The 14744-nt window shown below is 41.4% G+C and carries 11 protein-coding genes; 2 read left to right on the forward strand and 9 right to left on the reverse strand.

Going from position 1 to position 14744, the window contains the following annotated elements; all coding sequences use genetic code 11:
- Positions 1-214: 214 nt before the first annotated feature.
- The 4 genes from fusA to AK825_RS12495 form a co-directional block, all read right to left on the reverse strand.
- Positions 215-2341 (reverse strand): elongation factor G, encoded by a 2127-nt coding sequence (fusA, locus tag AK825_RS12480; protein ID WP_068037980.1) that lies wholly within the window; start codon positions 2339-2341, stop codon positions 215-217.
- A 394-nt stretch (positions 2342-2735) separates the two neighbouring features.
- A complete protein-coding gene (gene rpsG / locus AK825_RS12485) occupies positions 2736-3209 on the reverse strand; it encodes a 30S ribosomal protein S7 (protein ID WP_068037983.1) in 474 nt (157 codons plus the stop codon).
- A 202-nt stretch (positions 3210-3411) separates the two neighbouring features.
- A complete protein-coding gene (gene rpsL, locus AK825_RS12490; RefSeq protein WP_010200611.1) occupies positions 3412-3786 on the reverse strand; it encodes a 30S ribosomal protein S12 in 375 nt (124 codons plus the stop codon).
- 393 nt (positions 3787-4179) lie between these two features.
- A complete protein-coding gene (locus tag AK825_RS12495; protein ID WP_068037986.1) occupies positions 4180-5319 on the reverse strand; it encodes an EcsC family protein in 1140 nt (379 codons plus the stop codon).
- A 643-nt stretch (positions 5320-5962) separates the two neighbouring features.
- Here AK825_RS12495 and AK825_RS12500 point away from each other — a divergent pair.
- Positions 5963-7213 carry a beta-ketoacyl synthase N-terminal-like domain-containing protein gene (locus AK825_RS12500; RefSeq protein ID WP_068037989.1) on the forward strand — a complete coding sequence of 417 codons (1251 nt, stop codon included), beginning with the start codon at positions 5963-5965 and terminating at the stop codon, positions 7211-7213.
- Between the two features lie 3 nt (positions 7214-7216).
- The gene (locus tag AK825_RS12505) at positions 7217-8950 is read left to right on the forward strand and encodes an anthranilate synthase component I family protein (protein WP_068037992.1); all 1734 of its coding nucleotides are present in this window, start codon (positions 7217-7219) and stop codon (positions 8948-8950) included.
- 146 nt (positions 8951-9096) lie between these two features.
- On the opposite strand, the gene hisC is transcribed toward AK825_RS12505, so the two are convergent.
- The 5 genes from hisC to AK825_RS12530 form a co-directional block, all read right to left on the reverse strand.
- Positions 9097-10245 (reverse strand): histidinol-phosphate transaminase, encoded by a 1149-nt coding sequence (hisC, locus tag AK825_RS12510; protein ID WP_068037995.1) that lies wholly within the window; start codon positions 10243-10245, stop codon positions 9097-9099.
- Between the two features lie 364 nt (positions 10246-10609).
- Positions 10610-11905 carry a histidinol dehydrogenase gene (gene hisD, locus AK825_RS12515; RefSeq protein ID WP_068037998.1) on the reverse strand — a complete coding sequence of 432 codons (1296 nt, stop codon included), beginning with the start codon at positions 11903-11905 and terminating at the stop codon, positions 10610-10612.
- 280 nt (positions 11906-12185) lie between these two features.
- A complete protein-coding gene (hisG, locus tag AK825_RS12520) occupies positions 12186-12881 on the reverse strand; it encodes an ATP phosphoribosyltransferase (RefSeq protein ID WP_068038001.1) in 696 nt (231 codons plus the stop codon).
- Positions 12882-13001: 120 nt separating this feature from the next.
- On the reverse strand, positions 13002-14270 hold the full coding sequence (murA, locus tag AK825_RS12525; protein ID WP_068038004.1) for a UDP-N-acetylglucosamine 1-carboxyvinyltransferase: 1269 nt from the start codon (positions 14268-14270) through the stop codon (positions 13002-13004).
- A gap of 83 nt (positions 14271-14353) precedes the next feature.
- Positions 14354-14605 carry a BolA/IbaG family iron-sulfur metabolism protein gene (locus tag AK825_RS12530; RefSeq protein ID WP_068038007.1) on the reverse strand — a complete coding sequence of 84 codons (252 nt, stop codon included), beginning with the start codon at positions 14603-14605 and terminating at the stop codon, positions 14354-14356.
- Between the last annotated feature and the right edge of the window lie 139 nt (positions 14606-14744).

Raw genomic sequence — 14744 nt, forward strand, 5'->3', positions numbered from 1 at the left:
GGATTAGAGTTTTCAACTAAAGTGCTTAAATAATGTTAAGACAATAGCTGAAGCATTCTGACCACATTAAGATAATTGTTAAAAGGTTGCACATGCAATGTGCAGATATTATAAGAAAATCACGACCAATAACAAGTCTTTTAACAAGTTATTGGTATATTCTTCAATGGCAATATAGAGATGCACTCTATATTGCCACTATTAAATACTTTACTTACTCGTCGCCATCTTTAGAATTGAACTTAGAGATGATTTCAGCAGCAACTGATTTTGGAATTTCAGCGTACTTCTGGAATTCCATTGAGTATGTAGCACGGCCTTGTGACATTGAGCGCATTTGTGTGGCATAACCAAACATTTCTGCTAATGGTACTTCGGCACGGATCTGCTTAGTACCGCCAGGCAAGTCTTCCATACCCTGTACCAAACCACGACGACGGTTAAGATCGCCCATGATATCGCCCATGTAGTCTTCAGGCGTTTCAACTTCAACTTTCATGATTGGCTCAAGTAACGCAGGGTTTGCTGCCATGAAACCTTTTCTGAAGGCCATAGAACCTGCCATCTTAAACGAAAGCTCGTCTGAGTCAACGTCATGGTAAGAACCGTCATACAAGGTCGCTTTTACGCCAACTACTGGGTAACCAGCAAGTACGCCATTTTTCATGCGTTCTTGGATGCCTTTATCAACGGCACCATGGAATTCTTTAGGTACGGTACCACCAACAACTTCTTCAGCGAATTCATACTCAACATCGCCTGCTGGATCAAGTGGCTCAAGACGTAGCCAAACGTGACCGAATTTACCACGACCACCTGTTTGACGTACAAATTTACCTTCTTGCTCAACAGTCTCACGAATCGTTTCACGATAAGCAACCTGCGGCGCACCGATGTTGGCTTCAACGTTAAACTCACGTTTCATACGGTCAACAAGAATTTCTAAATGTAGCTCACCCATACCACTAATGATAGTCTGACCAGACTCTTCATCAGTATGCACACGGAACGATGGATCTTCTTTTGCAAGACGACCTAAAGCGATAGACATTCTTTCTTGGTCAGCTTTAGTCTTAGGTTCAACGGCAAGACTGATAACTGGATCTGGGAATTCCATGCGCTCAAGAGTGATAACATTTTGCTCATCACATAGCGTATCACCAGTTGTCACATCTTTCATGCCAACCAATGCTGCGATATCACCAGTACGAATTTCTGCAAGCTCTTCTTGAGAGTTCGCCATCATCTGTACGATACGACCAACGCGCTCACGCTTCATTTTAACTGGGTTATAAACGCTGCTACCTTGCGTCAAAACACCTGAATAAACACGAACGAAGGTTAAGTTACCAACGAACTTATCATTCATGATTTTGAATGCTAAAGCTGAGAATGGGGCTTCGTCTGATGCTTCACGAGTGCCTTCAGTTTCATCTTTGTCATCAAGAATACCCTTAATAGCAGGTACATCCATTGGTGCTGGAAGATATTGAATAACCGCATCCAACATCTTTTGTACACCTTTGTTTTTGAAGGCAGTACCACAAAGCAATGGAATAATTTCGTTATCAATAGTCAACTGACGAATAGCAGCATTGATTTGCTCTACAGACAATTCGCCATTTTCCAGATACTCGTTCATGAGTTCTTCTGAAGCTTCAGCCGCATTTTCTACGAGATGCTCACGATACTCTTCTGCTTTTTCTTGCAATTCAGCTGGTATTTCGCGTTCTTCAAATTCCATACCTTGAGATGCTTCATCCCAATATAGAGCTTTCATAGTGACTAGATCAACAACGCCTTCGAAATCATCTTCTTTACCAATTGGAATAACCAATGGTACAGGATTACCACCTAGACGAGTTTTGATCTGCTCGATAACGCGATAGAAATCAGCGCCAACACGATCCATTTTATTTACAAATGCAAGACGTGGTACTTTATATTTGTTCGCCTGACGCCATACGGTCTCAGACTGTGGCTGGACGCCACCTACTGCACAGTAAACCATGCAAGCACCATCAAGTACACGCATAGAACGTTCAACTTCAATCGTGAAGTCAACGTGACCTGGAGTGTCAATAATGTTGATACGATGTTCGTCAAACTGTTTTGCCATACCTGACCAAAAGCAAGTCGTCGCCGCTGAGGTAATAGTAATACCGCGCTCTTGTTCTTGCTCCATCCAGTCCATGGTGGCTGCGCCATCATGTACTTCACCAAGTTTGTGACTAACACCGGTATAAAATAAAACACGCTCAGTAGTGGTTGTCTTACCAGCATCGATGTGCGCTGAGATACCAATATTGCGATAGCGTTTTAGGGGAGTTTTACGAGCCATAGTGTTTTCCTAGGGAAATTCGTGTATAGATTAATGTGTTGTGTCTCTACCTTATACTCTATGACAAAGCGGTCAGCTTCGTAATATTACTTACTGATTATTGGGCCTAATACGGACAAAAAAAGAGCAAATACTAAGAATAGTGCGGCATCAAATTTGGGATGCTTTATGTAGGACAGCATCATGATAGATGTTCGCCATTTAAGACATATAGTAGTTCAGGCTGTTGAAAAGCCTTAAGCTATCTAATCGTCTTATTGATCATGACGAGAATCAATAGAATAAGTAGTATAACGATTAACCAGCAGATATATTATCTACAAGTTAATCGTATCAATCACATATAGCGTATAAACAACTTAATAAAAAAGTTATTTATAAATGCTAAGCTGCTTTAGAAGCGATAATGAGAGAATGCTTTGTTAGCATCTGCCATGCGGTGAACTTCGTCACGCTTTTTCATAGCATTACCTTTGCCTTCTGATGCATCAGACAATTCGCCAGCAAGGCGTAGAGCCATTGATTTTTCAGAACGCTTAGCAGCAGCTTCAGCTAACCAACGCATAGCCAAGGCAGTACGACGGGAGGGGCGTACTTCCATTGGTACTTGATAGGTTGCACCACCAACACGGCGAGCTTTCACTTCAACCATTGGGCGTACATTTTCTAAAACTTCTTCAAAGAAAGATACTGGATCTTCGATGTTACGCTTCTGGCTTACTGTCTCAAGGGCACCGTAAACGATACGCTCAGCAGTAGATTTTTTACCATGACTCATTACATGGTTGATGAACTTAGCGATGGTTTGGCTACCAAACTTAGGATCCGGTAGGATCTCACGGGTAGCAACGACGCGACGTCTTGGCATAATAATAATCCTTATCTTCAGGAGTGTCTGACATTCACAATCTCGCACCAGTCAATAATATAGGCGGTGTTATATCGAGTTGTCAGTCAGCCTTACTGCATGGCGGTATGTTATGACAGCACATTACTCATTTAGAATAAGAATACTGTTAACACCAAACCCATGCACAGTTAATGGGTGATACAAATAGGCTTAGCTAATATTAAGCTTTAGGCTTCTTCGCACCATATTTAGAGCGACCTTGTCTACGGTCTTTTACGCCAGCACAATCTAATGCACCGCGAACAGTGTGATAACGTACACCTGGTAGATCTTTTACACGACCACCACGAATAAGTACAACACTATGCTCTTGTAAGTTATGACCTTCGCCGCCGATGTAGCTTGATACTTCATAACCAGAAGTCAAACGTACACGACAAACTTTACGCATTGCTGAGTTAGGTTTTTTAGGCGTGGTAGTATATACGCGAGTACATACACCGCGACGCTGTGGGCACGCTTGCAACGCAGGAACTTTTGACTTTTCCTTGATGGTTTTGCGACCCTTACGAATCAATTGGTTAGTTGTTGCCATAAGGCATCCTTCTCCCGTTTGGTATAAAACAAAAAAATGGGCGAATCCACCATCCTCTTCATTAAAAGTGAAGATTTTGAGGCACCCATTTTTAGGACAATGTATTATAAAGATATGTTGCTGCTATTTCAACTACTTATAGTCAGTTTCACTTTACAATGCTGAATAGATATGCATTAAGTATACTCTAATATCGGTTAGCAATACAGTAAAGCATTGGCAGCAACTATAAACAACTTACTACGTACTTCTACAACTGTAATAAGCTTTTAATTTATTATCGACTAAATGGCGATAAAGTCTTATTTTTCAAGGTAACTTTTGGGATATTTTGTTTCGTGCTTTATATACCAACATCCTCTATTATCTTAATCAATAAGAGTCAATCAACCGTTATTTCTTAGCCTTAGTCTTAGCCTTAGTCTTCTTTCCGGTATCAGCTGATTTCTCATTATCTTTATTATTAGATTTAGTGTCAGCAGGTTCGTCTGACTTTTTCTCTGAGGAACTATCAACATTATCAGATTTGTTATCTGAGTCTTTATCCTGCTTGGTTGTCATTTGGCTTACTTCTTCTTCGCTACTACTATCATCAGTGATAAATCGGTTAGCGAGTTTTGGCTCTGGCGCAAATGTTGCTTGAGCTACCCCAAGCACTTCGTCAATTAGACGACTATTGTAGTGCATACCGACAGCAACAGCACTTAATGGTAAGAAACGGCGTATCCACGATAGATTAATTTGATCTAAATCAACCCCTACTTGCCCAGCGATATTGTCTATTTGCTCAGCGTAAAAGTTGACATTTTGATTTTTAAGACCAAGGTTTTTCAGTTCGCTGTGCAATCCGCGACTTTGAGCATTATCGAGTAAACCCTTACCCACCCCAATACCTGCTAGCAGCGCTTGCTTTTCTTGCATCTTGCTCAAATCTGCACTGGCAAGTAGCTCATAAGCCATCTTGATCCCTTGCTTACCAGTCAAAGGCTTGTCATAGACAGCAGCTAATTGATAAACAGAACGCAATGATACCAACAAAAGCCACAAAGTATCAGCCAGCAATCCTGGTAAACCTGCTAAGCCCGTCAGACCACCCAGAGTTGCCAACGCTCTATTCTGATTGGCGATATCAGTGGCTAGCGCATAACGTTGTTCATCATCTAGTACATTAGTATCAGCAAAACGATGCTCGTTCGGCAAATCTAATTGGCTCCAATTAGCTGCTAGTTTGGCTACTTGAACAAAGGCGCTGTCTAATACAGACTGAAATAAACTATTAGGTACGACTTTTTTAGCATATTTACCATACGTAGCAAAACGTGTACCTAATAATTGCTGTGTCGTTTTTAAGGTTTGCTCACGAAATAAATCTTGTTGATAATCCTCATCACCTAAGTTTACTGCCTTGTACTGACGTGGCTTACTTGCTTTGGCATTAGCACTATCAATTAATGATCCCATACGTTCAAGATTATTACGGGTAAAATGGCCAATAGTATTGATACCTTGAGAAAGAGTGCTTCGTTTTGCCATCGTTATATCCTTAGTATGATGATTAAATAACTTAAAATTAAAATCGACAAATCTTTATTATGTACGGCTATGCATTGAGTTTTTTGACGTACCAATTTAATGTACCAATAAACTCTGATAAAACAACAAAAATGTTTGTCTATATCAATGCTCAGGTCATCATTTTAGCTATATCTTAACTTCTATGTCAGTGTGAACAATGTTATCAATATCGTAAAGTTTGTATCTAAAAGTATGGCTTATCTAACGCTATAAGCATGATATAGAAACTATATATGTGTATTTTTTAGCCCATCTACTATCCCTATGACTGCTATAATAACGCATGTTATATTTATAGAAACCAGTCAAACAAGCCTTTTTATCTTACCTTTAAGAATTATTATTTTTTTGCGACTGTTTTGCATTAGAGAAAAGATTTTGAGTCGTTGATACGTTATCATAATAATAACGTAATAATATGCAAATTCAGCTATGGTTGAATGATTGCTTCGTCATTTAATATGACATTATCAAATATTTTAAATATATCAAGTACGAAGGCAGCTACCTAGTAAAAGCGGCAAACATCTACACATAGATAGCAGTTATAAGTATTCACAGCTAGATATTGACAACAATTAATTACTATAAGGAATGGAATATGCGCCGAGTTGTTATTACTGGAGCAGGGATTGTCTCTTGTATCGGACATGATTTAGCCACCGTCACATCTGCTCTTAAACAAGGTCAGTCTGGTATTACATTTAATGAAACTTACGCTGAACATGGGTTTAAGTCGCAAGTAAGCGGTAGCATCGACAAAACGGCGCTAGATACGGCTGGTATTGATCGTAAGTTGAAACGATTTTTTAGCGATGCGAGTCTTTATGCTTACGTCAGTGCGTTAGCGGCAATTAAACAATCTGGTTTGTCACTTGAAACCATCAATCATAATCCGCGTGTCGGCGTGGTAGCAGGTTCGGGTGGTGCATCGACAGAAGATGTAGTCAGCGCAGTCGATGCTATGCGCGAAAAAGGCCTACGCGGGGTCGGAGCAATGGCTGTACCAAAGACTATGAGTAGCTCGGTATCAGCAGCACTAGCAACTGGGCTTAAAATTCAAGGTATTTCTTACTCTATTTCTTCTGCCTGTGCAACTTCAACTCATTGTATCGGCCATGCAGCTGAACTCATTCAACTAGGTAAGGCCGATGTGATACTTGCTGGTGGTAGTGAAGCTGAAGACTGGACCCAGTCGTGTATGTTTGATGCGATGGGTGCGATGAGCACTCAGTACAATGATACGCCTAAACAATCTTCGCGTGCTTATGACAGAGATCGCGATGGCTTCGTAATCGCTGGTGGCGGCGCAATGGTAGTCGTTGAAAGTCTCGAGCATGCACAGGCACGTGGCGCAAATATTTTAGCAGAGATTGTCGGCTATGGTGCCAGCTCGGATGGGGCAGAAATGGTTGCGCCAAGTGGTGAAGGTGCCGTACGTTGTATGCAGCAAGCATTAGCTCAAGCCGGATTAGAGCGTGTTGATTATGTTAATACCCATGGTACCAGCACACCGCTAGGGGATATTACTGAGCTTAAGGCTATTGCTAAAGTATTTGCATCAGACACTGACACTCCTACTAAAAACTCTGTGCCACCTATTAGTTCTACCAAGTCAATGACAGGTCATAGCTTGGGTGCTGTTGGAGCGCAGGAATTAATCTATTGTTTACTTATGCTGCAAGAAGGCTTTATTGCCCCAAGTATTAATATTGAAAATCTTGATGAGGCAGCTGCCCCTTTCGATATCGTCACTGAGCTACGTGAAACTAAGCTAAATACCCTTATGAGCAATAGCTTTGGTTTTGGTGGCACCAACGCGACCTTAATTATTAAAAGGTTTGACGCTTAAACTATGCTCGCATCAAACTCTTCTCAAGATGAGATTAGACAGACTCAATATGCACAAACGCCAGCTATTAAAAATAGCTGGCGTTTTGGCGACTTATCAGCCGCAGAACTGCTACCACAACTGCAGAGGCATTTACTTTCCCAAGATACTAAAGCTAATTGGCAATTGGTTTGGTTAAATAATAATGGGCGACCTGTAATTGGCCTACTACCTAAAGTAAGCTGGTCTGTTTACTCTGCTGACAGCAAAATATCTAACAAGCAGCTGCCCGATTCTAAATATAGAGTAATAAAAAACTTTCGAAATGATAGTAATGCACTAACGACAGCGCATATGAGTTATTCAGAATGGCAGGATGAACTAATCCATTATAGTCAGGCTTACGAGTCTGATAGTAGCGTTTCAAACTTAATAGATAAATCTAATGAGGAACCAAGTTATCATCACGGTCTAATAGGCTTTATTGGTTATGACATTGCTGCTTATGAATTAAGTCCAGCAGCTAAAATCGAACTGGCAGCGCAGCCTTGTGCGGTATTGGGACATTATGATATCTATCTGACCCCGTCTAATGAAGACAAAACTGGCTGGAAATTAAATACTTTAGCACTGGATACTGATAACGAAACAACAAGTTCAATACTAGCTGAGCTTATATCTTACTTTAGTATCTTAGACCATGAACTATCCCAGATAAAAAAGACAGCTGACAATCTTGAATGCCAACTAACTCCCTTAGTATTGAATGCGCGCTGGCATAAAGATGATTATCAGAATGCTTTTGATAAAACTCAAGACTACTTACAACAGGGTGACTGTTATCAAATCAATCTAACGCAAGCTTGGCAAGGCTGCCTTAATAAGTTAGATAGCTCATACAACTATAATGATTCTATAACAACGCTCATTGACTACTTACCTACCCTACATCGAAATACTCAGGCACCATTTGCTGGTTATTTAGGGGTTAATAGTAATTTAGGTGACTTAGATAACTTAGATAGTTTGGAAGCTAACCACTCAACAACTGATAACCATGCTAAAAACGTTAAGCATGTCAAAACCCCACCCTTAAGCTTTGAGCTATTGAGCTGCTCACCTGAGCTGTTTTTTACTTTTATAAAAGATATTGCTACAGGCTCGCATCACATTATTACTAAACCAATCAAAGGTACTCGCCCTAGAGGTATGGATGATGAGCAAGATTTAACCTTAAAGCAGCAATTAATTGACAGTAATAAAGATCGTGCTGAGAATGTCATGATTGTTGATTTATTGCGTAATGATTTAGGTAAATATGCCAAAACTGGAAGTGTAAAAGTACCGCATTTATTCGCAATTGAAAGCTTTAGCAATGTGCATCACATGGTCAGTACCATTGCCGCTGAGCTAAAGCCCGATGCACATCCGTTAGCAGTATTATTTGGTAGTCTACCTGCAGGCTCAATCACTGGTACGCCCAAAAGGCGTGCTGTTGAAATCATCTCTGAATTAGAAGCGGGACCGCGAGGTGCTTATTGTGGCACCATGGGCTTTATGAATTTTGATGGGAGTGGTCAATGGAATGTGCTCATTCGTACATTGCAAGCCGATACATCGTTGAATGTAGCAGGGCAAGTAAGTTTATGGGCTGGTGGCGGTATTACTGTCGCCTCTGATTGTGACGAAGAATATCAAGAATGTCTGGATAAAGTCGGCAACTTACTGAATGTATTAAATCAAGCAGGCATAACCTAAAAAATTTGCTTTTAAAATTTTAGCTGAGCAGTTGAAAAGACTCATATAATTAAATACAAAGTTGAGTAGGTGAATTATTTGCTGGTTTCTAACTTAATAAAAACGTTAACTACCAGCGAATAATTCAATTTTGCACTAATAAAAAATTAGCCAATATTTGATATAGAGTTACTGTCTTCATTGGTCGCTTGCATGGCAGTCAGCGCATCAATTAAACGCTCATGTTGTGCTTGCGTACCAATAGTAATACGTAAGTATTCCTGAATCCGTGGTTTATCAAAATGACGCACAATGATACCTTGTTCGCGCAATGTGCTAGCGACTGCGCTAGCATCACCGTCGTGAGGACGGGCAAACACAAAGTTAGCATGTGATGGCAATACTTGATAGCCCAATGCCGTCAGCTGAATCGTTAATGACTCGCGTAAATCAATAACTTGCTGACGTGTTTGCTCAAAATAGTCGGCATCTAAAACACTGGCAGTCGCTCCAGCTTGAGCTAACTTATCTAACGGATAGCTGTTAAAGCTATTTTTCATACGGGTCAATGCTTCGATTAATGACGCATTTCCAAAAGCCATTCCAACACGCAAACCTGCCAGAGAGCGAGACTTTGAAAAGGTTTGGGTCACTAAGATATTATCAAACTCATTAATTAAACTTACTGCTGAAGCTTGTGTGTTTGAACTGACTTCATCTATACAGGCAAAGTCAATATAGGCCTCATCAATAACAACCACCGAATTAGAATGCTCGCTGGCAAGTTTGCGAATATCAGCAAGCGATAACAATAGACCTGTTGGTGCATTAGGATTGGCAATAATAATACCACTACAAGGCTGACGATAAGCGTCAGGATCTATACTAAAGTCAGCCTCTAACGCAATCTGCACCAGTTCTACACCAAAGGTCTGTGCATAAACAGGATAGAAGCTATAGCTAATATCTGGCGCTAACACAGGGCGTTCTTTTAAAAAGAAGCTGGCAAATACTAAAGCTAGAACTTCATCTGAACCATTACCGACAAATACTTGGTTTACATCAAGACTATATAGCTGTGCTAATGCACTACGCAAGTCATCAGATTCAGGCGCTGGATACAAACGTAGATCATCAGCTTGCTGCTCTAAGACTTTAGCAATGGCTTCCCCCACTTTCGGCGATGGCGGAAACGGGTTTTCATTGGTGTTTAATTTGCATAAATTAGCATGCTGAGGCTGCTCGCCAGGGACGTAAGGTGACAAGTTACGCGCTTTGGATGACCAAAGTCTGGTATCAACTTTTCGTTCGCTCATATGTTATCCTACTAATAGCTAAAATGGTTGCAGACAAGACATAAAATGATAGTAATAATCATGCCTCAATTAGGTTTACAACGCTCTGTTTATGAATAGCGGGAGAGCAGTCTCTACATCAGCTCTTACCTGATAAACAGGAGTAAAACTTCTTTGTCTTTGTAGGATATAAACCTTATCTATGTATAGTAACCAAATCAGATAAGATTTTTTTGCGGCTATTTTAGAAGTGGTACCTAAAAAATAGTCTCTATTAATATCCTACTTAAATTCTATACAGTCACTACTATAACGACTATGTATTTCTGACAAAGGGTTCTTTATAGCCGCTATCCTGTCTATATATCGGCTATTTAAAAGCATTTTACTGGTAACGATAACGAGCTGAGCGCGCATGAGCTTCTAAATCTTCACGCTGCGCTAAAATATCAGCTGTCTCAGCCAGTGGCTTACTACCGCTTTCACTACAATAAATGATTGATGATTTCTTTTGAAAGTCATAGACACCTAGCGGAGAAGAAAAACGCGCAGTTCCCGATGTAGGGAGCACATGATTAGGGCCAGCACAGTAATCACCGATGGCCTCAGGCGTGTGACGTCCCATAAATATAGCACCAGCATGACGAATATCGCCAAGCAGCGCATCAGGGTCGTTAACAGACAGCTCTAAATGCTCAGGAGCAATACGATTAACGAGTGCCATACCCTCACTTCTATCTTTGACCAAGATAAGCGCACCACGATTCTGTAGAGAGTCACGAGCGATATCAGCTTTTGGCAACTCTGCTAATGCTTTTTCAATCTCAGCAGCTACCTCTGCTAGCTGCTCGCTACTTGTCGTTACAAAGATCGCTTGGGCAATACGGTCATGTTCAGCTTGAGACAATAAATCCATAGCTAGCCAGTCAGCGCGATCTTGCGCTTCACCTTCTGCATATACTAATACTTCAGATGGGCCAGCTATCATATCGATACCTACCTGTCCAAAAACGGCACGTTTAGCCGCCGCCACATATTTATTACCCGGACCCGTTATTTTATCCACTGCTGGAATAGCTTCGGTGCCATATGCTAATGCTGCAACAGCTTGTGCCCCACCAATGGTGAAGACACGATCAACTTGTGCTAAATGTGCCGCTGCTAATACTAGTGGATTAAGCACACCTTTAGGCGCTGGTACGACCATGATGACTTCAGTAACGCCAGCAACTTTTGCAGGAATAGCATTCATAAGCACGGAAGACGGATAAGATGCGAGCCCGCCTGGTACGTAAATACCCACACGATCAAGTGGCGTGACTTTTTGACCTAAGCGGTTGCCTAGCTCATCTTCATATTGCCAAGTCTCTTGTACTTGTCGTTCATGAAATGTCTGTACCCGTGTTGCCGCTGTCGTCAATGCAGACTTTACTTTCGCATCCAAATTATCAAAAGCTTTAGCAAGTGAATCTTTCGATAGCTCTAACTCTTGCATCGTCGTTGCTGGATGCTGATCAAACTGCTGAGTCAATGTTAACACTGCATTATCACCATCGCGGCGTACTTGGGTAATAATATCATCAACGGTTTTTAATAAATCAGCATCATTAACCGTCTCAAAGGCTAACAGTGCCGTTAACTGCTGCTCAAAATCGGTATCTTGGGTACTTAACTGGCGCATGACTCAATCCTATGTTTAAGCTAAAAAGATCTCTGTAGAAAGTAAACGCTATAAAAACAATCAAACTATGGTAATGGGATAATGGCTTTAGCCTACTTACTTATTGCTATAAGCAAATGATAAGAGGCTTATATCTTCCAGTAAATACACACGAAAAAACCAGTTTAGCATGCTATGTCTATCATAGAGCGCCAAACTGGTTTTAAAACTCACATAATAGCTTTTGGTATTATCAATAATAAATAACGCTAACACTTAACATGCATCAGACAAATGACCATCAAGAGGCAGCAGCGATACTAGCTTTAAAGCTTTCAAGGATAGGCTCAAGTAACGCAAACTTACGCTTATAGCTGACTTGATTGACAATCAAACGAGAAGAGACATCACAAATGTGCTCACGCGGCTCTAGACCGTTAGCTCGTAGAGTATTACCGGTATCGACCACATCAACAATCAAATCACCCAAGCCAACTAATGGCGCAAGTTCCATAGAACCATAGAGCTTGATGACGTCTACTTGCTGACCTTGGCTAGCGAAGTAAGCACGAGCGACGTTGACGTATTTAGTAGCAATGCGCAGACGACGATTGGGTAATGGTGCATCCTTTACGCCAGCCGTCATAAGTTTACATTGAGCAATTTTCAGATCTAGCAATTCATAAACATGATTAGCACCATGTTCAAGAAGCACATCTTTACCTGCTACTCCAAAATCAGCAGCGCCATGTTCTACATAGGTCGGCACATCGCTGGCCCGTAGAATAAGCACGCGGACATGGGGGTTTGAAGTAGGAAAAATCAGCTTACGTGACGCATCAGGATCTTCGAGGAGATCAACGCCAGCTGCTCGCAGGAGCGGCATCGTCTCTTCTAAAATACGTCCTTTAGATAATGCTAAAGTTAAGCCGTTAAATTCGTTGTCTACTTCATTCAATAAGTCGTTAGTCTGTAAGCGTTCAGTTTTCTCAGTCATAATGACAGGGTGTCCGTGTACAATTGATATCCCTATATATCAGGTGATTAGCAATATATTAGGGATTATTAATGTTATAACGTGGATAAATCTGCGTGTCACACACAAAGCATCGTAAGGTTAATCATTAGTATTGATACGCTCAATATTAACGCCAAGCGCACGTAGTTTTTCTTCAACATGTTCATAACCGCGATCGATATGGTAAATGCGGTCAATCAAGCTCTCACCTTCAGCTGCCGCAGCTGCCATTACCAATGACATCGATGCACGTAAGTCAGTCGCCATCACAGGTGCTGCCGTGAAGTTTTCGACGCCTGTTACTACCGCTGCATGACCATCCACTTGGATAGATGCACCCAAACGATTGAGCTCAGGCACATGCATATAGCGGTTTTCAAAGATATTTTCGATAAAGGTACTGGTACCATCTGCCAAACAAGATATCGCCATTACTTGCGCTTGCATATCAGTTGGAAAGCCAGGGTGCGGCTGAGTACGGATGTTTACAGATCTTGGGCGACCGGTCATTTGGGCGCGAATCCAATCATCACCTGTAGTAATCACGGCACCCATATCTTCGAACTTTTCTAACACGGGCGTTAATAATAACGCAGACGTGTTTTTGGTCAACACATCACCGCGCGTCATCAACGCGCCAGCAAGATAAGAGCCTGTCTCGATACGATCAGCCACTACTGAATATTCACAGCCATGCAAGCGCTCAACGCCCTCGATAGTCATCGTTGAGGTGCCGATACCGCCTATTTTTGCACCCATCGCCACCAACATATTGGCCAAATCAACGACTTCTGGCTCAAGCGCACAGTTACCCAAGACCGTCGTACCCTTAGCAAGTGCTGCCGCCATAATGACGTTTTCAGTACCGCCAACGGTAATCATATCAAATGAGAAATTACAACCAATCAGCTTGCCACCTTTAGGTGCTTGTGCTTTTACATAGCCATTCTCTACGCTAATTGTAGCACCCATGGCTTCAAATGCTTTTAAATGCTGATCAACAGGGCGTGAACCAATAGCACAGCCGCCTGGCAATGAGACTTCTGCTTCACCAAAACGTGCTAGCAATGGCCCAAGTACTAAAATCGATGCGCGCATGGTCTTTACTAGATCATAGGGTGCATAAAAGTTATCGATATTTTTGGTATTGCAAGTGACCGTATCGCCTTGCTTTTGGATATCGATACCCATGCCACCGATCAGTTCAATCAACGTCCGCACATCTTGTAACGATGGCACATTGTGCAATGTCGTTGGGGTCTCAGCCAATATCATAGCTGCAAGCAATGGCAAAGCGGCATTTTTGGCGCCAGAGATAGTAACTTCCCCTGCGATACGACTACTACCGGTGATTAAAAACTGATCCATAAAAGTGACAACCTAGCTGTATGTGTGAAGAAAAGTGCAGTAAATTAGAAAACTAAAAGCTTGCACTATAAAAATAAAAACATTTAACCTTGTGACTGTACTTCCCACTCAGCAGGCGTTAATGCTTGGATATTAAGGGCATGGATGTCGCCACTAGCAATCTTGTCATTGACCAATGCATAGATAGATTGTTGACGCTGTACGGCACGTTTGCCTTCAAAGCTGGCATCGACTACGCGTACGTCAAACTTATTGCCCTGATTGGCAGCTTGAATAAAAGCGTCTGGAAAATGCTGCTGTAAAAATGCGATTAAATCGTCAGCGTTCATGCTCATAGAATATCCTATTATTATATTAGAAGTAGCGTTTGTATGTTCTATATGAGTTTGTATAATTTGCTTACCAATACTGATTGGCATTAGCATAAAAATGCTAGGCTTCATACAAAGGCATCATTATAACAAGAGTTTAACC

This window comes from Psychrobacter sp. P11G5 (assembly GCF_001593305.1).
Classification (GTDB): Bacteria; Pseudomonadota; Gammaproteobacteria; order Pseudomonadales; family Moraxellaceae; genus Psychrobacter.

What these genes read in the sequence shown, in the direction of transcription:
- hisD (WP_068037998.1), bottom strand. Translation starts at nt 11,905, where the DNA reads ATGCGCCAGTTAAGTACCCAAGATACCGATTTTGAGCAGCAGTTAACG.
- hisC (WP_068037995.1), bottom strand. Translation starts at nt 10,245, where the DNA reads ATGAGCGAACGAAAAGTTGATACCAGACTTTGGTCATCCAAAGCGCGT.
- AK825_RS12500 (WP_068037989.1), top strand. Translation starts at nt 5,963, where the DNA reads ATGCGCCGAGTTGTTATTACTGGAGCAGGGATTGTCTCTTGTATCGGA.
- rpsG (WP_068037983.1), bottom strand. Translation starts at nt 3,209, where the DNA reads ATGCCAAGACGTCGCGTCGTTGCTACCCGTGAGATCCTACCGGATCCT.
- AK825_RS12505 (WP_068037992.1), top strand. Translation starts at nt 7,217, where the DNA reads ATGCTCGCATCAAACTCTTCTCAAGATGAGATTAGACAGACTCAATAT.
- murA (WP_068038004.1), bottom strand. Translation starts at nt 14,270, where the DNA reads ATGGATCAGTTTTTAATCACCGGTAGTAGTCGTATCGCAGGGGAAGTT.
- AK825_RS12530 (WP_068038007.1), bottom strand. Translation starts at nt 14,605, where the DNA reads ATGAGCATGAACGCTGACGATTTAATCGCATTTTTACAGCAGCATTTT.
- hisG (WP_068038001.1), bottom strand. Translation starts at nt 12,881, where the DNA reads ATGACTGAGAAAACTGAACGCTTACAGACTAACGACTTATTGAATGAA.
- rpsL (WP_010200611.1), bottom strand. Translation starts at nt 3,786, where the DNA reads ATGGCAACAACTAACCAATTGATTCGTAAGGGTCGCAAAACCATCAAG.
- fusA (WP_068037980.1), bottom strand. Translation starts at nt 2,341, where the DNA reads ATGGCTCGTAAAACTCCCCTAAAACGCTATCGCAATATTGGTATCTCA.
- AK825_RS12495 (WP_068037986.1), bottom strand. Translation starts at nt 5,319, where the DNA reads ATGGCAAAACGAAGCACTCTTTCTCAAGGTATCAATACTATTGGCCAT.